21 protein-coding genes are annotated in these 23578 nt (G+C 33.8%); all 21 read left to right on the top strand.

Features of this window, described 5'->3' with window-relative positions; all coding sequences use genetic code 11:
* Positions 1–2 precede the first annotated feature (2 nt).
* Positions 3–953, top strand: coding sequence for a glycosyltransferase family 2 protein (locus tag FDM27_RS14710; protein ID WP_140487623.1), 951 nt, complete (start codon positions 3–5; stop codon positions 951–953).
* Positions 953–2023, top strand: coding sequence for a glycosyltransferase family 2 protein (locus FDM27_RS14705; RefSeq protein ID WP_140487621.1), 1071 nt, complete (start codon positions 953–955; stop codon positions 2021–2023). The genes FDM27_RS14710 and FDM27_RS14705 overlap by 1 nt, the downstream gene beginning before the upstream one ends.
* Before the next feature lie 318 nt (positions 2024–2341).
* Complete coding sequence (locus FDM27_RS14700) at positions 2342–3478, top strand: glycosyltransferase family 4 protein (protein ID WP_140487619.1); 1137 nt, start codon at positions 2342–2344, stop codon at positions 3476–3478.
* Positions 3479–3677: 199 nt separating this feature from the next.
* Positions 3678–4499 (top strand): polysaccharide pyruvyl transferase family protein, encoded by an 822-nt coding sequence (locus FDM27_RS14695; RefSeq protein ID WP_140487617.1) that lies wholly within the window; start codon positions 3678–3680, stop codon positions 4497–4499.
* Between the two features lie 268 nt (positions 4500–4767).
* Entirely contained in the window at positions 4768–5925 is a 1158-nt protein-coding gene (locus FDM27_RS14690) for an acylneuraminate cytidylyltransferase (RefSeq protein ID WP_140487615.1), read from the top strand.
* Between the two features lie 136 nt (positions 5926–6061).
* Positions 6062–6307, top strand: coding sequence for a GIY-YIG nuclease family protein (locus FDM27_RS14685; RefSeq protein WP_317133615.1), 246 nt, complete (start codon positions 6062–6064; stop codon positions 6305–6307).
* A 265-nt stretch (positions 6308–6572) separates the two neighbouring features.
* On the top strand, positions 6573–7448 hold the full coding sequence (locus FDM27_RS14680; protein ID WP_140487613.1) for an N-acetylneuraminate synthase family protein: 876 nt from the start codon (positions 6573–6575) through the stop codon (positions 7446–7448).
* A 303-nt stretch (positions 7449–7751) separates the two neighbouring features.
* A complete protein-coding gene (locus FDM27_RS14675; RefSeq protein WP_140487611.1) occupies positions 7752–8099 on the top strand; it encodes a GIY-YIG nuclease family protein in 348 nt (115 codons plus the stop codon).
* A 332-nt stretch (positions 8100–8431) separates the two neighbouring features.
* Positions 8432–9841, top strand: coding sequence for a UDP-glycosyltransferase (locus FDM27_RS14670; RefSeq protein ID WP_140487608.1), 1410 nt, complete (start codon positions 8432–8434; stop codon positions 9839–9841).
* A gap of 113 nt (positions 9842–9954) precedes the next feature.
* Positions 9955–11388 (top strand): MBOAT family O-acyltransferase, encoded by a 1434-nt coding sequence (locus FDM27_RS14665; RefSeq protein WP_140487606.1) that lies wholly within the window; start codon positions 9955–9957, stop codon positions 11386–11388.
* Between the two features lie 236 nt (positions 11389–11624).
* Complete coding sequence (locus tag FDM27_RS14660) at positions 11625–11957, top strand: GIY-YIG nuclease family protein (RefSeq protein ID WP_140487603.1); 333 nt, start codon at positions 11625–11627, stop codon at positions 11955–11957.
* A gap of 223 nt (positions 11958–12180) precedes the next feature.
* Positions 12181–13056, top strand: coding sequence for a hypothetical protein (locus FDM27_RS14655; protein ID WP_140487601.1), 876 nt, complete (start codon positions 12181–12183; stop codon positions 13054–13056).
* 3 nt (positions 13057–13059) lie between these two features.
* Positions 13060–14262, top strand: coding sequence for a glycosyltransferase family 4 protein (locus FDM27_RS14650; RefSeq protein WP_140487599.1), 1203 nt, complete (start codon positions 13060–13062; stop codon positions 14260–14262).
* Positions 14263–14758: 496 nt separating this feature from the next.
* The gene (locus FDM27_RS14645) at positions 14759–16291 is read left to right on the top strand and encodes a glycosyltransferase family 2 protein (RefSeq protein ID WP_140487597.1); all 1533 of its coding nucleotides are present in this window, start codon (positions 14759–14761) and stop codon (positions 16289–16291) included.
* The gene (locus FDM27_RS14640) at positions 16291–17079 is read left to right on the top strand and encodes a glycosyltransferase family 2 protein (protein WP_140487595.1); all 789 of its coding nucleotides are present in this window, start codon (positions 16291–16293) and stop codon (positions 17077–17079) included. The genes FDM27_RS14645 and FDM27_RS14640 overlap by 1 nt, the downstream gene beginning before the upstream one ends.
* 4 nt (positions 17080–17083) lie before the next feature.
* On the top strand, positions 17084–18106 hold the full coding sequence (locus FDM27_RS14635; RefSeq protein WP_181161683.1) for a hypothetical protein: 1023 nt from the start codon (positions 17084–17086) through the stop codon (positions 18104–18106).
* A complete protein-coding gene (locus FDM27_RS14630) occupies positions 18103–19095 on the top strand; it encodes a glycosyltransferase family 2 protein (RefSeq protein ID WP_140487590.1) in 993 nt (330 codons plus the stop codon). Before FDM27_RS14635 ends, FDM27_RS14630 begins: the two co-directional genes overlap by 4 nt.
* Before the next feature lie 5 nt (positions 19096–19100).
* On the top strand, positions 19101–19652 hold the full coding sequence (locus tag FDM27_RS14625) for a serine O-acetyltransferase (RefSeq protein ID WP_140487588.1): 552 nt from the start codon (positions 19101–19103) through the stop codon (positions 19650–19652).
* A gap of 3 nt (positions 19653–19655) precedes the next feature.
* Positions 19656–20777, top strand: coding sequence for a glycosyltransferase family 4 protein (locus tag FDM27_RS14620; protein ID WP_140487586.1), 1122 nt, complete (start codon positions 19656–19658; stop codon positions 20775–20777).
* The gene (locus tag FDM27_RS14615) at positions 20774–21856 is read left to right on the top strand and encodes a glycosyltransferase family 4 protein (protein ID WP_140487584.1); all 1083 of its coding nucleotides are present in this window, start codon (positions 20774–20776) and stop codon (positions 21854–21856) included. Before FDM27_RS14620 ends, FDM27_RS14615 begins: the two co-directional genes overlap by 4 nt.
* Positions 21849–23189, top strand: coding sequence for an O-antigen ligase family protein (locus tag FDM27_RS14610; RefSeq protein ID WP_140487581.1), 1341 nt, complete (start codon positions 21849–21851; stop codon positions 23187–23189). Before FDM27_RS14615 ends, FDM27_RS14610 begins: the two co-directional genes overlap by 8 nt.
* Positions 23190–23578 lie beyond the last annotated feature (389 nt).

Raw genomic sequence — 23578 nt, 5'->3', positions numbered from 1 at the left:
GTATGGTTTCAATCATTATACCTACATATAATCGTGTCAATTTGATATTGGAAACATTGGACTCGATTGCATCACAAACTTTTACAAACTGGGAATGTATTATTGTTGACGATGGATCAACAGATGCTACAGAAGAATTAGTAAATAAATATGTTGAAAGAGATAAAAGATTTCAATTTCATCGGAGACCAGCAAATAAATTGCAAGGAGCTAATGCTGCAAGGAATTATGGATTTAAAGTAAGTAAAGGCGATTTCATTCAATTTTTTGATAGTGATGACTTAATGCATTCAGAACATCTTGAGAAAAAAATGAATGCTTTTAAATTAAATTCTGATTTGCATTTTTGTACATGTCATTCACAGAATTTTCAAGGGAATTTTTTTGAAAAAAAATTAGGAGAAAAATCAATCAATGAGCCAACTGGGGATATTTATGAAGACTACATTTTGGGGAGATGCTCTATTTTGATGATTACACCAACATGGAAAAGAGAGGTTTTGTTGAAGTTTGAATTATTTGATGAAAAATTGAAACAATCACAGGATATGGAATTGTACTCTAGAATTCTTTTAAAATATAAAAATATTGAAATCTTACCCGAAACATTAATTTATGTGAGAAGGAACAATGATTCAATAAGTACAAAAAAGGGAAAACTAAATATTCATTTGGATTCTTATCTTGAGGTAAAAAAAAGGGTTTTGAATTTAACTCCTGAGAATAGAAATATTAGAACTGCCGTAATAAAAATGGTCTTAGGTGTTTTTAGATATAAACTCGCTGCAAAAGAGTATAAAGATTGCCAACAATGCTTGGAATTTATTGATAATCATTTAGATGATAAAATGATTCAATTGAAATATTCTATGTCAAGAATAAAATTCTTTTATTATATATTTAGAATTATTGGTAGAGGAGATACTAAATTTAAAAGATTACTGAAAATCTAATGATAACCCTAGTCTTAACAAACCGCAACCGCGATTTACAAATCGTAAAAAACTGCCTGCAATCGTTGCAGCAGCAAACGCATACTAATTTCAAAGTATTTTTAGTAGATTATGGTTCTGATACAGCCTATCAATTGCAATTAGTACAATTACTGGAGGAGTATCCTCATATACATTATATCGATTGTCCGGTTCAAGGACAGCTCTGGCATAAATGCCGAGCAATTAATATAGCCTTGCAACAAACAAGTACTCCTTATTTTATTGTTGGCGATATCGATTTGATTTTTGCTCCTGGCTTCATTGCAAAAGCAACAGAATTGGCAAAATCGGATGAAGTACATTATTTTCAATACGGTTTTTTATCGCAACAAGAGTCTTTGTTAAATAAGGATTTTAGTTCGTACCAAATTGCCTTTAAAGGGAACGAGGAAGTTACAGGAACAACCTTATTTCCTACTTTGGTATTGAAAGCACTCCATGGCTACGATGAATTCTATCACGGTTGGGGAGCTGAGGATACAGATATTCACATCCGAATGAAAAATGCAGGCTTAAAAGTAATTTTTTATGATAAGGAAATCCTGCTCAAACACCAATGGCACCCAAAAGTATATCGAAGTAAGCGGAGTACACATCCTTTTCATTCCCAATTAGAGCGTATTAATCACGCCTATATGTTGCAAACGCAAAGAACACAAAGAACAGTAGTAAATCAAAACCAGGATTGGGGTAAAGTACCGCTTTTGAGCGATTACGAAAAACTAACTAAAGTAGATTATGTCTTGAAGTTAGAAGCAACAATATTAGAAATTAATGCGGTTTTAGCCCAAATGACTAATTTTAAAAATGAAGTGATTCTCTTTGAAATACAGGCTGTTTCTAGAATGGAAAAAATTAAAAATCAACTTAAAAAAATAATAGGAAAGAAATACCAACCCATTTATGATATGGATACAGTAAATAATTTGTTGTTGGAAACCATTATCAAACAGTACAGAAACAATCCTTATTCGTATAGTTTTGATCGTCAAAAAAATGCTATCCAATTCAAAATGTATTTTATATAAATGAAAAAAAAAAATTACTATTGTTGCCTGTACAGAAGTTTTTGGATGTTGAAGAGTTGTATAATAAAACGTTATTGCTAATTTTCAAAATGTTATTAATGTAATGTGTCTTCGACAAGCTCAGACTGACAGTCGAGGTCTTAAGGAAAAAATAATTCCACCATTGTCACCCTGAGCTTGTCGAAGGGTTAAGTTCAGCTGATTCTGATTTTATCGAAGAGGCAAAGTCCTTTATCTGGTAAAATGTCAATAATAGTGCTTTTTCATAAAATTAATTATAGAAAACAATTTTAAAGACTTATAAAATAGTAGCCAAGTATGAAAATCCTAATGGTCTCCATTCCTTCTCTCCATTTTTTTAGATGGACCAGTCAACTTCAGGAGTCAGGTCATGAAGTATATTGGTTTGATATTACAGGTATGAGTCAATCTGCTGAAAGAATTGATTGGGTGAAACAAAAAGTAGCTTGGAAATTACGATTGGATTTTCCGGGGAGATTTTTTATAAAAAGTAAATTTCCTCGGATTTATAGTTGGCTTCAAAGCATAAATGAAAGGGATACTGCTAAAGTATTTGAAGAATATCTCAACGAAATCAAACCCGATGTGGTGCATAGTTTTGCCTTATATGTATCCTGTACACCTATTATTTCAGTTATGGAAAAATACCCCGGTCAAAAGTGGGTCTATTCTTCCTGGGGAAGTGATTTGTTTTATTTTCAAAATGAACCAAAGTATTTAGTAGATATTAAACGGGTTTTGCCAAGAGTGAATTATTTATTTACCGATTGCCAGCGCGATTATAAAATTGCAAAACAATATGGTTTTATTGGTGAGTTTTTAGGTGTTTTTCCCGGAGGAGGTGGATTTGATATTGAAAAAATAAAGCAATATAAAATCCCTGTCAAAGAGCGAAAAACAATTTTGATTAAAGGTTTTCAAGGGCGTTCCGGTCGGGCAATTCCAGTTTTAAAAGCTATAGAACAATTACAAAATTTACTTTCTGATTTTGAAATTGTAGTTTTTGGAGCAGATGCTGAGGTTTTTGATTTTGTAAATCAATCGGCATTACAAGATTGGAATAATTTCATTGTCTTAGGTAAAATACCTCATGATGAAGTAGTACGATTGATGGGGCAATCCTTTATTTATATTGGCAACAGCAATTCAGATGGCATCCCTAATACCTTGCTGGAAGCCATTTGTATGGATGTTTTTCCTATCCAATCCAATCCGGGAGGAGCAACAGCAGAAATTATTGAAAGTGGTGTGAATGGAATTTTGATTGAAAATCCAGAAAATATTGAAGATATAAAACATTTAATTTTAGATGTTCTAAGTGATGTTTCGTTAATAGAAAAAGCTGTTTGTCATAATAAAGAAATAATAAAACCAAAGTTAAACTTTTATCAAATTAAAAATCAGATAATAAGAAAATACAGTTCAATAAGATAGAATTAGAGTTGTATATTATGGTAAAAATATAAGTTCTTATTGAGCACAGCCGAATTCCCCTCTCGAGAGGGGTTAGGGGTGTGAAAAAAGCGTAAAATCTAGCACGAAAATTCTCGTTTGGCAAGGTTTTGAACTGTACTTAAAGTAAAAAGCAAATTTCAAAACATTTGCTAAAATGAGCTCATCTAAAAATTATTCAATGAAATTTTCAAACACAATACGACTTTTCTGGTGGAACGAAAAAATAATTCAGGGCAAAGCCAAAGAAAATTATGGTGATGTATTAGGCAGTTATCTGGTAGAAAAAATATCTGGAAAAACGGTCGTTTTTGCCTGGCCAAAAAAATGGTCTGTATTGGATTATTTTATGCCTATTTATGTAACGGTAGGCAGTATATTAACCCATGTCAATCACAAATGTATAGTGTGGGGCAGTGGAATTATAAGCAAAAAATATCCAATAAAGCAAGCTCAATTTCTGGCGGTTAGAGGACCACAAACCCGAAAATTTTTAATGGAAGCAGCTTATGAAGTTCCTGAAATTTATGGAGATCCCGCCTTATTATTACCCCGGTATTTTGCTCCAAAAATAGAAAAGAAGTACAAATATGGAATAGTTCCCCATTATGACGATTACAAAATAGTGTCCAATTGGTTCCATAATAATTCAGAGATACATCTGATAGATATGATGACAACAGATGTGGAAGCGAAGACTATTGAGTTTTTGCAATGCGAAAAAATAATTTCTTCCTCCTTACACGGAATTATTGTCGCACATGCTTATGGTATTCCGGCAGTTTGGCAAAAATTTTCTAATAAAGTCTTTGGTGACGACATCAAATACCAGGATTATCTGGAATCGGTACAACTGGATTTTTACAAACCTGAAATACAAGAAGTAGTTTATACAAATGCCGAATTAGAACGGTTGTTCATTACTTATCCAAATTTGCCAGATTATGAAGTACTTGAATCATTAAGAAACGGATTGATGGAAGTTTGTCCTTTTAATAAATAATTTCGATTAGTATTCTGTCAGTCTGAGCCTGTCGAAGACCTCGTTTAGTGAATAAATAAGTACTTCGACAGGCTCAGTGTGACAGAAAATAAAATAAGAAATAAATGTAGTATTTAATATAGTTATAGGGGGTAGGGGTGTGTTAATCTTAAAAGTTGTCATGAATTACAATTTTCCTTTTAAAAAAAATCAGTGTAATCTGCGGTAAAAAAATAGTGAATTAGCTACTTCAAAATATTATATTTGTTTTGTATTCAAAACCATAAAAATGAAAAAAACAGCCATTATCCCCTTACGAAAAGACTCCAAAGGAATCCCTGCCAAGAACAAGAAAAAAATGCTGGGTCGTCCTTTGTTTTCCTGGGTGTTGGCAGAAGCTGTTTTTTCAAATCTGGATAATATTTATGTCTTTACGGATGATTCCGAAATCATTGATTACATTGATAAAGAATACCATTGGACTCCAAAAATAAAAGCATTATTGCGCTCGGATGAAAATGCTACCGATACCGCTTCTACCGAAAGTGCCATGATTGAGTTTGCCGAAAGTATCCAATACGATTTTGATATCCTATGTCTGCTGCAAGCCACTTCGCCCATGACTACGGCTGCTGATATCAATGCAGTTTTAGACAAAATAGCAATCGAAAAGTACGATTCGGCACTTACCGTAGTCAATACCCACCGTTTCACTTGGAATACCGATGGAACTCCACAAAATTACGATGTGTTTCATCGTCCAAGACGTCAGGATTTTGAGGGTTTGTTGATTGAAAATGGAGCGGTGTATGCTACAACTAAATCCACTTTTATAACTTCAAAAAATCGCCTTAGTGGCAACATAGGATTAGTCCAAATGCCCGAAAACAGCCTAGTCGAAATCGATTCGGCAACCGACTGGAAAATTGTAGAAGAACTTCTGGCAAGCCGTTTGAAAAAAGCAAAAAAACACCAACGCATCGATTATCTGGTTCTGGATGTAGATGGTGTTTTTACCAATGGGCAAGTCTTCTATTCTGCCGAAGGCGAATTGGCCAAAGCTTTTGATATGCGCGATGGCATGGGATTAGAAATCCTTCGTCAGCATCAGGTAGAAGTAGTGGTAATGACCTCAGAAAACTCACCCTTGGTGGCCCAACGTATGAAAAAACTCCAAATAGAAAATATCTTTTTAGGGGTTAAAGACAAATATGCTTTTTTACAGCAGTTTGTAAAAGAAAGGAATACAAGTTTTAGTGCTTTAGCCTACATAGGCGATGATGTTAATGATTTGACAAATATTTGTAGTGTGGGTTGGTCTTTTGCACCAGCCAATGCAACTGAAATAGTAAAACAAAATGCCGATTATTTACTGACAAAACCATCCGTCGAAGGTGCCATCAGAGAAGCATGTGAGTGGATTATGAAATATAATTGTAGATATTAATCCCACCATTGTCAGTCTGAGCCTGTCGAAGACCTATAAAAATGAAATACCACTATTGTCTCCCTGAGCTGAGCCTGTCCAGAGCTTTTGCCGAAGGGTCGAAGGGCATTAATTTTTGAAGTTAATTCAATTTAAAATGAAAACATATTTTGTCTATATATTAAAATGTGCAGATGATTCTTTTTATACAGGAATAACAAATAATTTAGAGAGAAGATTGTCTGAACATAATGCAGGGATTGATAAGGATGCCTATACTTTTAAAAGAAGACCAGTAGAATTAGTTTGGTTTGAAATGTTTACTGAACCTACCCAAGCTATTATGATTGAAAAGAAAATAAAAGGTTGGAGTAGAAGAAAAAAACAAGCATTAATTGATTGAAGATTGGGATAAATTAGTAAGATATTCAAAAAATTACACCGAGTATGGGAAAGATGATGAGTCTTCGACAAGCTCAGACTGACAGTCGAGGTTTTAAGTGAAAATAATTCCACCTTTGTCAGACTGAGCCTGTCGAAGTCCTTTGAGGATAATTCTAATGTCTTCGTCAGGCTCAGACTGACAGTTGAATAAACTGAGAATAAATATTGTTTTGTAGTAATAATTAAAGAAATTTAATTTTATTTGTTTTACCAAAAGAAATAAAATGAACAACTATAAAAAACCCTATGTCATTGCCGAAATAGGTTGCAATCACAAAGGAGAAATGGAAATCGCTAAAGAACTCATCAAAATCGCTAAAATCTTTTGCAATGCCGATGCCGTTAAATTCCAAAAAAGAAACAACAAAGAGCTATTAACGGAAGCACAATACAATGCACCCCATCCCAATAGTTCGAATGCCTATGGAGCCACCTATGGTGAACATCGCGAATATTTAGAATTCAACGTGAACCAGCACGCCGAATTAAAATCCTATTGCGAATCAATAGGAATTACTTATTCTACCTCGGTTTGGGATACCACTTCGGCAAAAGAAATTACTTCTTTGAATCCGGAGTTTATCAAAATTCCTTCGGCTTGTAATAATAATTATGCGATGCTGTCTTGGTTGTGTGACAATTATAAGGGCGAAATTCATATTTCAACGGGAATGACGACCAAAGACGAAACCGAAGATTTAGTGAATTTCTTTATTGAAAAAGGAAGAAACCAAGATTTGGTGTTGTACAACTGTACTTCGGGGTATCCTGTTCCTTTTGAAGATGTATGCTTATTAGATATTAATTTGCTGAAAGCCAAATACGGAGACAAAGTAAAACACATTGGTTTCTCAGGGCATCATTTGGGTATTGCAGTAGATGTAGCCGCTTACACCTTGGGAGCTAATATTATCGAAAGGCATTATACCTTAGACAGAACCTGGAAAGGCACAGATCATGCTGCATCCTTAGAACCCATGGGTTTGCGTAAATTGAGCCGTGATTTGAACGCTGTTTATTCGGCTTTAACATTCAAATCAACGGATATTTTACCCATCGAACAAGTCCAGAGAGAGAAGCTGAAGAATAAGAAGGGATAATAAATGATTATAATGTGTCATTCCGACGAAGGAGGAATCACATAACGTGAGTAATTAGTGCGATTCCTCATTCTTCGGAATGACAAAACACTAGGTGTTTTTCCTTAACTTAATGCCATTGCTCGAGTGTTAGCGAACAGGCAAAGCAATCACATAAAGGGAGTACGAAAAGAATAAAAAACGATATATGTGATGTGATTCCGACGAAGGAGACTCGAGCGAAAGCGAACAGGCTAAGCAAATCACATAAAAGAGAGTCTACAAAGAATGTAATTTTATGTAATAATTAATGAGAAGAAAATTATGTATGAACTAAACGAGGGATATCATACTTATTATGTTTATATAATTACAAATAGTTATAGAAGTACTTTTTACATTGGAATGACTAATAATTTGAAGCAACGATTACAACAACATCATCAGAATATAGTGGACGGAAATAAAACCTTTGCAGCCAAATACAATTTGGAGTTCTTAGTTTATTATGAAAAATTCACATGGGTACAGCAGGCTATTGTTCGAGAAAAAGAATTAAAAAACTGGAGAAGGGAGAAAAAATTAAATTTGATACGATCTTTTAATTCAGATTTTGAGTTTCTGAATTACAGATTTAATAAAGATAATGAGATTCCTCCTGCGTCGGAATGACAGACTAGGTGGGTTTTGTCATCTCGACGAAGGAGAGATCACATTAAGAAATTCCATAAAGAGAGAGAATTATTTACAATTACGTTGTATTTGATATAATCATAGAAATGAAATACAGGATGTGATTCCTCCTTCGTCGGAATGACAAAAAAAGAAGGTCAAGTGTGTCATTCCGACGAAGGAGACTCGAGACTCGAGCGAAAGCGAACAGGTTAAGCAAATAACATATAGATAGTAAATTAAGGAGTTTCATTTTTCTCAAAAATAATCTCTAATATAAACCACAATACCCTTATTTTTGCCTCAGTTTTTAAAAAACACTTTCACAGTAAATGACAAACAAAAAAATCCTTATTTTTTTTCCTGACGGTGTAGGATTACGCAATTTTGCCTTTACGCAATTTAAAGAAATCGGTGAACGAAGAGGAAACCAAATCATCTATTGGAACAATACGGCCTTTCCATTACAAGAAGAATTAGGATATGATGAGGTTAAAATTAAAACCCAAAAAATCCATCCACTAACACCTGTTTATTGTCGCATTAAAAAACACATCGAACTGAATGTAGCAACCAAAAAGTTTGCAGATTCAGTATACCAAACCTATAAGTTCCCGTTTAATTATAGCGGAATAAAAAACACTTTGATAACACTTTTTATCAGATTGTTAATCGCTTTGAATTCATCCGAAAAAGGAATTCTTCGCATCCGAAAACGAATCAATAGTCTGGAACGTTCAACCGAAAAATACAACTATTGCAAAGCCCAATTACAGGAAATCAAACCGGATTTGGTTTTTTGTACCACCCAGCGCGCTACCCAATCCATTGCAGCCTTATTGGCAGCAAAGGATTTAGGGATTCCAACACTAACTTTTGTGTATTCCTGGGACAATGTTCCTAAAGCGATGCAGCTGGTAGAAACCGATTATTATTGTGTGTGGAGCGATTTGATGAAAAAAGAAATGCAAAAGTACTATCCTTTTGTTAAGGAAAACCAATTAATAGTCACTGGAACTCCTCAATTTGAGCCACATTACGATAAAAGTTTGTTGCAAACCAGAGCAGCATTTTTCGCCCAATACAATTTGGACACCGCAAAAAAATACATTTGTTTCTCTGGGGATGACGAAACCACTTCGCCCTTAGATCAATATTATCTGGAAGATTTAGCCCATGCCGTTCGGGCTTTGAATGTTAAAGGATACCGTCTTGGAATCATTTATAGAAAATGTCCTGTAGATACGACTAATAGATATGATGCTGTGATCGAAGCTAATAAAGATATCATTGCAGTAATTGATCCTTTGTGGAAAGCAATAGGAAAGAATTGGAACGAAGTTTTCCCTACCAAAGCCGACTTACAATTACTGCACAATGTCTGTGCCCATTCCGAATTGGTAACCAATGTATGTTCCTCAACCGTATTTGATTTTGTAGCGCATGATAAATCTTGTGTCTATTATAATTATGAACAACCTCAGTTAAAGAAAGGAATTCGGGATATTGGGCAAAATTACAAATACGTTCATTTTAGATCGATGCCAAGTCCGGAAGCTGCCATTTTTTGTACCGATAAAAACCAATTAGAAAGTCAAATTGAAGCCATACTAAAAGGCAATTTGTCCAACATTCCCGAAGGAAAAAAATGGTATGAAATTGTTGCAGGTAAGTCCCCAACCCAGGCTTCAGAGAAAATTTGGGATGCCATCGATACGATTGTTAATGAAATTAAAAATTAGAAATAGTGTCAGATGTATGTCTTGAAATATCTCTTGAATCTAGCCAGCCCTGAGCCTGTCGAAGGGTCGAGGGATAACTTCTAACTTCTAACTTCTAACCTCTAACTTCAAACATGTTCTTCAACTCTTTCTCCTTTGCAATTTTCCTCCCCATAGTATTTGTACTGTACTGGTTTGTGTTTAATAAAAACAAAACCACACAAAATACCTTACTGATTATTGCCAGTTATTATTTCTATTCCTGTTGGGATTGGCGTTTCTTATTCTTGTTGGTTTTCTCTACATTTCTGGATTATTATACAGGTATCCGAATTGAAAAAAGTAAGAAAGAAAGCGGTAGAAAATTTTGGTTTTGGCTGAGTATCGGAATCAATTTGGGATTTCTGGGAATGTTCAAATATTATAACTTTTTCGCCAGTTCCTTTGCTGAAATGATGAATGGACTTGGTTTAAAAACATCACCATTTTTATTGGATGTGGTGTTACCGGTGGGGATTTCGTTCTATACTTTCCACGGTCTGTCTTATGTTATTGATATTTATTACAAAAGAATCAAAGCCGAATACAATTTTGTCGATTATTCATTGTTTGTGAGTTATTTTCCGCTTCTGGTGGCGGGGCCTATCGAAAGAGCCACCCATTTATTGCCAGAGATAAAAGAAAAACGAAGCTTTGATTTCGAACAAGCTAAGGCAGGAATTTATCAAATGATTTGGGGATTGGTCAAAAAAGTGGTCATAGCCGATACCTGTGCTACTTACGCTAATGCTATTTTTGACAACTACAGTTCTATGAATTCCTTGTCGTTGATTTTAGGTGCGGTTTATTTTGCTTTCCAAATTTATGGTGATTTTTCAGGCTATTCGGATATGGCTTTGGGAATGTCAAAATTATTTGGACTAGAATTATTGCGAAATTTCAATTATCCCTATTTCTCAAGAGACATAGCCGAGTTTTGGCGTCGTTGGCATATTTCGTTATCTTCCTGGTTTCGCGATTATTTGTACATTCCGTTGGGAGGCAGCAAGGGTGGGTTGTGGATGAAAATTCGGAATACCTTTATCATCTTCTTAGTCAGCGGTTTTTGGCATGGAGCCAATTGGACCTATGTGGCTTGGGGATTCATCAATGCGCTTTATTTTTTACCCTTACTTTTACGAAAATCAAACAGAAACAATTTGGATACCGTTGCTTTAGATAGAAGTTGGGAATCACTAAGAGTGATTGCAAGCATCTTGCTGACCTTCGCTTTGAGCTGTTTGGCCTGGGTGTTTTTCAGAGCCAAAACCATTACCGATGCCATTTTGTATATCAAGAATATGTTCACAAACGGTCATTTTACATCTCAATATTTAATTAATGAAAGGTACAATTACGAGTTAATCATTATGGTAATACTATTTGTTGCGGTCGAGTGGAACAATCGCACCAAAGAAGAACCCATTTCAGGAAAATACCAAACCATAAAACTAGCTTTGTGTTTAGCCGCAATTATGGCATTAGGTACGTATTCGGATTATAAGGAATTTATTTATTTTCAGTTTTAGATGTATTTGTCCATAAACCGAAGGCTGTTTTGAGCGATTGCCGAAATGGTACGATTAGTTGTTATTGAGTAGTTTGTCACCTCGAGCGGAGTCGAGAGGCGGGCGGAGTCGAGAGGCGGGCGGAGTCGAGAGGCGAGCGGAGTCGAGAACCTTCATTGAATCTCGACTGCGCTCGATTTGACAAAAAAAATAGACTTCTCTATATTTTTAAATGGTATTATTTAAATAAATGATTTATGAAATTCTATTATGTTTATATTTTAAAGTGTAATGATAATTCACTGTATGTAGGAGTGACATCAGATGTTGAAAGAAGATTAATGGAACACAATGCAGGGAAATATCCAGAAGCTTATACACATAGTCGAGGACCAGTTGAGATTGTTTTTTATCAGGAATTTACAGAACCTAATCAAGCTATTGACTTTGAGAAAAAGATAAAAAAATGGAGTAGACAAAAGAAACAGTCATTGATAGATGGAAATTTTGATAATTTGCAAAATCTATCAGAATGTAGAAATGCAACACATCATAAGTATAATTTGGATAATGAAGAAGAGTTGGGATGATAAATACTAATCATTGGGTCTCGACTCCAGCCTGTCTTGAGCGACAGACGAAAGGCTCGACCTGACAGTAGGATTAGTGTTTGTACATTGTCACCTCGAGCGCAGTCGAGAGGCGAGCGCAGTCGAGAGGGTGCTTAGTTGAGGTTGAGAAGCTATTAGGGTCAATCGGCGAATTAGCTTATATAAAATTTAGAAATTAACTAGCAAATTTTGATTTAAAAAAATGAAACAATTTTTAATCTTCACTATAAAAACAATAACGATACTATTAATGGCAGCAGTAATACTAGATTATTGCTACACTTCTATATACCTAAAATCCAGTAAACGAAACAAAATAGAATACGTTTACAATTCTAAAGCCAAAAATTACGATGTAGTACTTCTGGGCTCTTCAAGGGCAAATAATCATTTTGTGACCGAAATGTTCGAACAAAAAGGACTAAAAACCTTCAATTACGGCATGAGTGGGGGACATTTATTTGAAGCTTCTTTGTTATTGAAATTGATGTTAGAACGCAATTACAAAATAAAAACTCTAATTCTTGAAGCCGATTTGAATTTGTCCAATGACAAACCTTCTGAAACGGTGGGAGCTAAATTTTTACCTTATATTCACGATTCAGCAATCATTAAAAATCATTTTTTGAATGAAGCTTATTGTAATGAATGCTATTATATTCCTTTTTATCGTTATATTAAATTTGATGCTCTGATTGGTTTTCGGGAATTTTATAAAAGCGTATCAAATCAGTCCACCAATACTTTAGACAAAGGAGGATATCATGCGTTGGGAAACAAAAAAGGGAATATGAAAAACGACATTAGAGCCTTGAAACCTCTAAAAAATAAATATTACGAAGAAATCAAGAGTATTTGTGTAGCCAATAATATTAAGTTTATAGCTGTAATGACACCCATGTGTGAACACACCAAAGGAATTGATTATTTTGATAAAGTAAAGAAAAGTTATCCGGAGATTTACAATTATGAAAATGTAGTGGTGGAAGATAAATTTTTCTCCTCATGCGGTCACATGAATGATGCAGGAGCCAGAAAGTTTACGGCCAGAATTTTAAAAGATTTTTTTAAAAAATAAATGATGAAAAAACATCAAGCTTTAACTCCCCTCTCCTTTGGAGAAGGGTTGGGAGTGAGGAAAATAGCCTTCCTAACCCCCGAATACCCTCATGCTAAAATAGCTCATGCAGCAGGAATAGGTACGAGTATCAAGAACTTAGTGACAGCTTTAGTCAATGAAGGAGTTGAAGTGACAGTATTCGTTTATGGTCAGCAAAGACAGGAAGTTATAATCGGGAAAGGGATTGAAATTCATTTAATTCAAAATAAAAAATACAAATACTTTGGTTGGTTTTTTCATCGAAAATACATTCAGAATTATTGTAATGCAGTGATTAAAAAAGAAAATATAGATGTACTGGAAGTTCCGGATTGGACTGGGATTTCGGCATTCATGCGTTTTCATATTCCTGTCGTAATGCGTTTTCATGGTAGCGATACTTATTTTTGTCATTTAGAAAAAAGAAAACAAAAGTGGAAGAATTTCTTTTTTGAAAAGTTAGCTGTTTCGAATGCAGATGCTTTTATAGCGCCCACTAATTTTGCAGGAGAATTGTCAAAAAAACTATTTAAAATAAAAAACAAAACAATTCAAACCATACATCACGGATTAGATCTAACCCAATTTGAAAATAATAAACCAGAGCAATTTGAATCTGCCCTAATACTCTATGTAGGAACACTTATCAGGAAAAAAGGAGTTATGGAATTGCCAGCTATTTTTCATAAAGTTCGAAATCAATTTCCTGAAGCCCGATTACTTTTAATAGGTGCTGATGCTCCTGATGTTACGACCAATTCTAATTCGACCTGGCAATTAATGCAAAAGCAATTTAATCCATCTGATTTAAAAAATGTTGAATATTTGGGAAAAATGCCTTACGAGGAAGTACAACAATATATTAAAAAAGCAAATGTCTGTGTCTTTCCCACCTATGCCGAAACCTTGGGAATGGTAACTATAGAGGCAATGGCCATGCAAAAAGCTGTAGTGAATTCTAATATTGGCTGGGCGCAAGAACTGATTGTAGATGGTGCAAGCGGTTATTTGGTATATCCGACTGATCATGAATTGTATGCCAATAAAATTATAGAATTATTGCAAAATAAAAGTTTGTGTATGCAAATAGGCTTGCAAGCAAGGGCAAGAGTAGAAGCAAAATTTGATATAAAAAATACGGTAAAAGAAAACATTGCATTTTATCAGCAGCTAATCAATGAGTGATGAATAGAAATAAGTAGTTTGTTAATTATTAACTTTCAGGCTCCCTCTGTCATTCCGACGAAGGAGGAATCTCATTAGTTGATTACGTTATGTGATTTGCTTCGACTGTTCGCTTTCGCTCGAGTCTCCTTCGTCGAAATGACACAAAATATGTTTAACCCAAATTCAGCATTAGAAAATGCTGAATCGATAAAGTAAATGTAGTCAATGTTTTAAAAAACATTGAAACATTTTCTAATTCGGGTTTAACTTAATGATATTGCCTTTTAGGGACGGGGAAAAAGAAATTTTCTTTTTTTTTAATATATTTAAACAGGCTCTTATATGCCCTTTAGTAAAAACATAAAAAGCCCAAGTAAAATAAAGTTACAAATTATATGACCCCTGCCTGTCGGCAGACAGGTATATCGTTTTTTAAAGCGACAACATTGTTTTAATAGAAAAATTAGCGAAAATTAGTGTAATTTGCGGTTAAAAAATAAAGGATAAGCCCACTATGATTATAGTTTACCACAAAGCTAATAAAGTTCTAAAAGTCAGCAGAAACCAGGGAGACTTATCTTTTTTATCGGATACTATCGCAGCTGTTTTAGTAGATTTAGCTCAATCATATCCTAATGATTGGTTGATTTGGTGTACCATAGAATTAGAATCTTTTTTGAACCTAAACCAATTCAAAAACATTTTTCACCATCATAAAATCATGGCTTCTTTTACATCCACTACTCAAAATTATATTCCCAATGCAATTGGCTATGTCGAAGAATCCCCTTTTATAAAAATCAATAAAAAAGTCAAATACCCCAGCTGGTTAATGAGTAGTGAAGTAGGGGGGATTCACGCTTCGGTTCTAAATATTATGGGGAGCAAAATAAAACCGGAAGCTAATTTTGATTATTTTTTAAATTCAGTAGCCAAATTAGGAATGCTGGCCGGTCTTTTTTGTTATTCGGAGCCTTGTTTATTAATCAATACTACTCAGGATGTTAAAGAGATAAAAACGACTAATCATTTTGTGTTTTTCCGATTTGTAAAGCAACATTACAAAAAACGTTGGTTGCTGTTACTATTCTTCAATTTACTTCTTTTTGAAAAACGATTTCCGTTGTTGCCTTTGTGCTATTCCCTGTTTTTTAAAAGCAGAAAAAAAATACATTTCAATTTAGATATTATAAGCGTACAATCATCTTTAAAAACAATAGACAAAAAAACAATTGATGTCATTATTCCAACCATTGGTCGCAAAGAATATTTGTATGATGTTTTGCAAGATTTAGCAGGACAAACACATTTGCCTGAAAAAGTAATCATTGTAGAACAAAATCCTATTGAAGATAGTGTTTCCGAATTAGATTATTTGCAAAATGAGAAATGGCCATTTTTCATTAAACATATTTTTACCCATCAGGCTGGAGCTTGTAATGCTCGTAATTTAGCAATGGAGCAAGTAGAAAATGAGTGGGTTTTTCTGGCGGATGATGATATTAGATTTCAAACTAATTTTTTTCAAAAAGTAGTTGATAGAGTGGGGAAATATGGAGTAACAGTTTTTACGACTTCTTGTTTACAACCCAACGAAATACAACAGTATAAAACAATCCATCAATCCGGAATTTTTGGTTCGGGCAATAGTTTTGTAAAGTCAGAATGTCTAAAATCGGTTTCCTTTGATAAGGCTTTGGAGTTTGGTTACGGAGAAGATACTGATTTTGGGTTGCAATTACGTAATCAAGGTTTCGATATAGTTTATTTTCCGGATTTGAAAATTACCCATCTCAAAGCGCCTATGGGAGGATTTAGGATTCCAGTCAAAAAACAATGGGAAGCAGAGGTTGTTCAACCTAAACCATCGCCAACTATTTTGTATGTATTGCGAAAGCATTATACAATGCAACAATTAAAAAGTTATAAATTAGTACTGTTTTTAAAATTATTAAAACACGAATCATTTAAGGATTATTTAAAATTTTATAAAAGTTTTAGGCAAAAATGGGATAGAAGTGTTTATTGGGCAAATCAACTAGGATAATGAAACAAACTATACAAATAAGTTTTTTAATTACTCATTTCAATCGTCCTTTGGATTTAGCTTTGTGTATTGACGGAATTAAAAAAGTTCCAATTTCGAACTACGAAATTGTTGTGAGTGATGATGGCAGTTCCATTGAAAATATTGAAAAAATTCAATCTTATGGAGTTGATCAATTGGTGTTAGCACCAGTCAATCAAGGGTTGGCTGCTAATATCAATAAAGGACTGAAGATGTGTAAAGGCGAATATATTATATATTGTCAAGAAGATTTTATTATTAATCCTGAAATTGTAAATGTGCTGTCTGAATGTTTTGATTTATTGCAAAGTAAAAAGTTAGATATGATTCGTTTTACGTCTAATTTTTATTTCAAAAAGACAATTCCGGTAAATCCTGTTGTTAGTAGAATTCCAAAGTTTTCTATGTGTAATTTTTTATACAATTATTATCAGTATAGTGATCATCCGTTTATAACGAAGAAAAATTTTTATGATAAATATGGTTATTATCAGGAAGATACATCGGGTCGGTATGGAGAAACAGAATATGCAATTCGGATTTTAAAATCGAATGCTAAAATTGGAATTACTAATGAATTTATGGCTTTCCCAATAGCGGGTAGTCAATCAGTATTAGCTAATGAATCAAATAAAAGGAAGAACGGTAAATCAATTAATAAATCGGTACTCAAAATAGCCAGAGCTTTTAGATTATATTTGGAATGTCTGTTATATGATAAATCTAAAAGAGGACTTAAAACCTATAGGAATTTTAGAAAAAAATAAATTCATGCTAAAACTATACACAGACCAAAACTATCTTACTCCTGAAAACAGAAAATATGTTTTTCCGTTATTGTTTGATTTATGGTATGTGTCGAATGCCAATTTGTTAGATAAGTACCAAATTGTTTCAGAAATCACTAATTGTGATATTGTGGTGGTTCCCATTGATATTGCCCGTTTTGATAGCAGTAAAAGTCAGCAAAAATTGAATGCTTTTATAAATAAGGCATTAGATTTAGATAAAAAAGTATGGTTGTATTCAGCGGGAGATTATGGTAAAAGCCTAACAAATCGGGTTTATACTTTTAGATTAGGTGGTTTTGCGTCACAATTGAATACACAAACGTTTATTATGCCTTCCTTTATCAATGACCCCTATGTTTCTTTGTTAAAAGAATTTAGAACTTTAGATAAATTAGAACTGCCTCAAATAGGTTTTGTAGGTCATGCAACCAACTCTTTTGGGAAGAAAATAAAAGAGTATCTGCTTTTTTATAAATATAATTTCAAACGTTGGATTGGGAAAATTCAAACCGATTATCAGCCTTTTTATCCTTCAGCTACTAAGCGATACCGTTATTTAAAATTACTTGAAAAAAGTGATGGGATTGAAGCCAACTTTGTTTTTAGAAATAAATACAGAGCAGGAGTCAGAACAGTCGAAGAAAAGAAAAAAACAACCTTGGAGTTTCTGGAAAATATAGAATTGAATCCTTATACTTTTTGTATGAGGGGAGCTGGAAATTTCTCCGTTCGTTTTTATGAAACATTAGCTATGGGGCGTATTCCTTTGCTAGTGGATACCGATTTTAGATTGCCTCTAGGCGATAGTATTAATTGGGAAAAACATTGTATTATTGCCCAAGAACAACATATAGAAAAAACACTGATAGATTTTCACCAAAAAATAAGCCCGGGAGAATTCGAACAGATGCAGGCAAACAATCGAAAATTATGGCAAACCCATTTAGAGCGGGAAGCCTATTTTTTAAAAGTGTATTCTCTTTTTAAGACAGATAAAGAATGAAATTTACGTTAATTGTATGTACCTATATGCGTCCGGAGCCCTTGTTGCGTTTGTTGCAATCGGTTCAGGAACAAACAGTCTATCCCAATGAAATTCTAATTGTTGATGGTTCTTTAAATCAGGAAACGGAAGTTATTTTAAAAAAGAATCCATTTCAAAACTTACACTATTTTTTGGTTGCTACTGAAAATCGAGGACTGACCAGACAACGCAATTTTGGAATTTCAAAAATTGCCGAATCTTCAGAAGTAGTTTGTTTTTTGGATGATGATACGGTTTTGGAAACGGATTATTTTGAAGAAATTATAAAAACTTTTGAAACAAAGAAAGATGCTGTAGGTGTAGGAGGTGTAACTATAAATCAAAACAGCTGGAAGCTTCAAGATCCTAATGTGACTTACAATAAAACGAAATACTATTTGTTTGAAAATTATGTGTACAAAGAAGGCTTACGAAATAGAATGCGAAATTATTTAGGTTTAGCCCCTAATTTAGAATCCGGAAGAATGCCTGATTTTTCACATGGTAGAACTTCTGGATTTCCAATTACCGGAAAAACATACGAAGTAGATTTGTTAATAGGAATGGCAATGGCATTTAGAAAAAATGTTTTTAAAAGCATTCAATTTTCTAAATTTTTTGAAGGCTATGGCCTTTATGAAGATGCCGATTTTTCTTTGAGAGCCTTAGCCTTCGGAAAAAATGTAATCAATACTAACGCAAGACTTTCTCATTTTCATGCAGTATCAGGAAGGCCCGACCAATACCAGTACGGAAAAATGGTAGTGCGCAATGGTTGGTATGTATGGAGAGTAAAAAATCCCAATCCTGCGTTTAAAGATAAATTCAAATGGCATGCTATCACAATACTGTTAACAATAATTAGATTTTCAAATATATTTACAACTACAAATAAAAAAGCAGCCTTAACCGAATCCTTAGGGCGTTTTGTAGGCTGGTGGAGTTTAACTTTTAATAATCCAAAATAAATTTTATGAATTTGTTTCAATTATTGTATTCTGATTATAAAAAATATAAAAAGTATGGTGGGAATTTTGTTTCGATACTTTTTTTTACTCAAGGGTTTTGGGCTATATTTCAATATCGAATAGCAAATTTTGTTTATCAATTAAAAATTCCGGTTTTAAAACAATTATTTCAAGTTGTATGTCTAATATGGCAAAAAATAATAGAAATACTAACAGGGATTTCTATTCCTTCTTCTGCTAAAATTGGACATTCTTTTTATATTGGTCATTTTGGAGGTATCATTATTAATGCAAAAGCGGTTGTTGGTAATAATTGTAATGTTTCACAAGGAGTTACAATTGGAGTCTCAGGATTAAATGAAAATAGAGGAGTGCCTAAAATAGGAAATAATGTTTATTTGGGAGCTAATAGTGTTGTTGCAGGAAATATTTGTATTGGTGATGATGTTTTAGTAAGTGCTTGCTCATTAGTGATAAAAGATGTTGAATCTAGTAGTATAGTATCAGGAGTTCCTGCAGTTAAGATTTCTTCAAAAGGATCTAAAGAATATATTTAACTTATGAGATTAATAGTGTTTTCATCATCGCCAATTGTTCAGCTAAAAGGAAAATTATTCATGTATACTCCTTATGAAAAAGAAATGCAAATATGGGCTAAGCATACTGATGAAATTCAATTTTGCTGTCCAGTATGGGAAGAACATAAGAACTTATTAGTTTCTCAGATTAATTTTTCTACTTTAACAACTATAACTCTTGAAGAATTTAGTGTCAAAACAATAAGATCGGCTTTTTCTTCTATTAGGAAAGTATTAAAAAATAGATCCACTATTTTTAAAGCCATGCAACAGGCTGATCATATCCATCTTCGTTGTCCCGGGAATATAGGATTATTGGCTTGTATAGTGCAAATATTTTTTCCATCTAAAACAAAAACAGCCAAATATGCCGGAAATTGGGATCCTAAAAGCAAACAACCATGGAGTTATCGGTTACAGAAATGGATTTTGAATAATCCTTTTTTGACTCGGAATATGCAAGTCTTAGTCTATGGCAATTGGGAAAACCAGTCTAAAAACCTGAAACCTTTTTTTACAGCGACTTATTCAGAGCAAGAAGAAGCAGCGATTTCCAAAACAATAAATCAGCAAGAAAAAATAAGACTACTATTTGTAGGGACTTTGGTGGAAGGAAAAAATCCAATATATGCGATTCGATTAGTAGAACAAATACTTCAAACGAATCAAAATGTAGTTTTAGATATTTATGGAGAAGGGATACTTAAAACAGTTTTAGAGAAATATATTGAAGTTAATAATTTGAAAGAATATGTGTTTTTACACGGCAATCAAAATCAGCAAGTACTAAAAAAAGCCTATCAGGAAAGTCATTTTGTGATTTTGCCTTCTAAAAGTGAAGGTTGGCCAAAAGCAATTGCCGAAGGGATGTTTTGGGCTTGTGTACCAATAGCAACTGCGGTTTCCTGTGTTCCCTATATGCTAGACGAAGGTAATAGAGGGATTTTGTTACAAATGGATTTAGCCAAAGATGTAGCAAAAATTATAGCATTGATAAATCATCCGAAGGATTTTCAAGACAAAAGCAAAGCTGCACTCAATTGGTCCAGAAATTATACTTTAGAACGTTTTGAAAATGAAATTCAAAAAATAATACAAGGATGAGAATCTTACAACTCATAGATTCCCTGGAAGCCGGTGGTGCCGAACGCATGGCGGTGAATTATGCCAATGCACTTGCGGCTGAAATTGAATTTTCAGCCTTAGTAGCTACTCGTAAGGAAGGAAGTCTGAAAAAACAATTGCTTGAAAAAGCAGCTTATTTATTTTTAAATAAAAAAAGCACACTCGATTGTAAGGCAGTTTTTCAACTTAGAAATTACATTATTCAACATCAAATACAAATTATTCAGGCACATAGTTCGTCCTTTTTTTTAGCGGTATTAGTCAAATTGACTCTGCCAAAAATTAAAATTATTTGGCACGATCATTATGGAAACAGTGCTTTTTTAGAAAAGAGACCTCACTTTTTTTTACAAATAGGCAGATGGTTTTTTAGCGGAATAATAGCCGTAAATGAGAACCTTCAAAGCTGGTCAAAGACCCAATTGCATTTTAAGAATGTGATTTATTTGCCTAATTTCGCAATGGTCGAAAGTGTGGTTGAAAGGCAAACTTTTTTAAAAGGAGAATCAGGAAAACGTATTGTCTGTTTAGCTAATTTGCGGCAGCAAAAAAATCATTTTTTGTTATTGGATGTTGCTTCCAGCTTAAGAGAGTCACATCCCGATTGGAGTTTTCATTTATTGGGTAAAGATTTTAAGGACGACTATTCGGAAGCATTGAAAGAAGAACTGAAAAGTAAACAATTAGAAAATCACGTTTTTGTATATGATTCCGGTTCGGATGTTGCTGCAATTTTAGCACAAGTTCAAATAGGAGTTTTAACCTCTAATTCGGAAGGATTGCCGGTAGCACTTTTAGAATACGGATTGCATCAAAAAGCAGTTGTTGTCACTCAGGTAGGGCAGGTGGCAGCTGTTATTGCAGATACTAAAAATGGGTTTTTAGTACCGCCAAATGATAGGGTGCTGTTTTATAATCGATTAGTTGAATTAATTGATGATAGAATACTTCGGGAGCGTTTTTCAGAAAACCTGCATCAGACTGTAGTGGAGCATTTTTCGGAAGCTTCTAGTATAAAAAAATACATCCATTGGATAAGAACAACCATAAATGAATAAATCGGAAATTAATTATATCAATCTGGCACTGTTTCATGTTGGAATAGCGGTCATTATTTTTTTCATTCCTTTTTTGTCTAAAATCTACGCATTAGCAATTGCGGTTTTTGGCTTTTATTATGTTATTAAAAACAATAATAAAAACAACGAAGTCTTGTATGTTGCTGCTTATATAGTAGGTGCTGAGGTTTTTTTGCGAATGACAGGAGGGAATTTGAATAATGAATATGTCAAAGTGGTGGTTTCTTTTTTGATGTTGTTGGGTTTTGTTTTAAGTGGTTTTTCTAAAAGTAGTTTTGCATATTGGTTCTATTTTTTGTTTTTAATTCCTGCTGTTTTAATAACCATGAGCAATCAGGAGATTAATTTAGAAATAAGAAAAGCCATTACCTTTAATATTTCCGGACCAATATGTTTGGGATTGTGCGCCTTGTATTGTTATCAAAGGCGGTTGCTTTATGTTCAGTTACAAAATGTGGTAGTACTTTTTGGTTTACCTATCATAGCTACTTTAGTTTATTTGTTGTTGTACAATCCAAGTGTTCGCGATGTGGTAACGGGAACTCAGTCTAATTTTGCCACTTCCGGAGGTTTTGGTCCTAATCAGGTATCTACTATTCTGGGCTTAGGGATGTTTGTTTTTTTCTGCCAATTCGTTTTTATGTCTAAATCTGTAATTATTATGGGTTTAAATGCTTTTCTCTTTGTGTTTACGAGTTATCGGGCTATTGTTACTTTTTCAAGAGGGGGAGTAATTACAGGTTTTGCAATGATTGTTTTGGTACTTTTGGCGTCTTATTTATTCAGTAATTCATCCGGAAAAAGAAAGTTAAAGTGGATTATTGTACTCAGCGGAATTATGGCTTTGGGAATCTGGAGTTATAGTGTTGTTCAAACCAGTGGATTGATTAGTAAACGATATGCTAATCAGGATGCAGCAGGACGAGTAAAAGAAGACCGTTTGGGAGGTCGGGAACAGGTAATGAATACCGAATTGGAGCTTTTTAAAGAAAACCCAATTTTGGGAGTTGGTATAGGTTTAGGAAAATCGTATCGGGAACAAATGCTGGGACAAGAGGTGGCTTCCCATAATGAAATAACCCGATTGTTATCAGAACACGGTATGTTTGGGGTGTTTATCTTAATCATCCTTTTGATTACTCCCCTAATTCTTTTTTTAATTAATTATCAAAATGTTTATTTTTTCTCATTCTATATATTTTGGCTTCTAACCATTAATCATGCCGCCATGCGAACAGCGGCACCTGCTTTTCTTTACGCATTGGCTTTGTTGCATGTGCAGTTTGACCCCATTCAAAAAGTAAAGGAATAATACCATTTAGAAATATAAATGTTCTTAATTGTCAGTTCGAGCGCAGTCGAGAACTACTATTGAATCTCGACTGCGCTCGATTTGACAAAAAACAATTAGACCGCTCTATATTTCTAAATGGTATAATTAGATTCATGGTTTTTAACTGAAATTATGGCTTTTTAAAGAGTATTATTTTTAAAGTTAAAAGAGTTTATGATCTTAGCTTTAATTAAGGGAATACGAATGAGTTTTATTTTTGCCACGAATTACACTAATTTGCTCAAATTTTATCTGCTCTGGGTAGATTCGAGGAATATTATAATATTCGAATTTGTATAACCTGCTTGTCGGCAGACAGGTTTGTGGTTGGTTTTTTATTCCTGAAACTGATGTGTTCGTCCTGTGAT

It is taken from the genome of Flavobacterium sp. GSA192, from assembly GCF_006386525.1.
Classification (GTDB): Bacteria; Bacteroidota; Bacteroidia; order Flavobacteriales; family Flavobacteriaceae; genus Flavobacterium; species Flavobacterium commune.
Note: the sequence above shows the minus strand (reverse complement) of the source record. Positions and strands in the feature narration are given on the sequence as shown.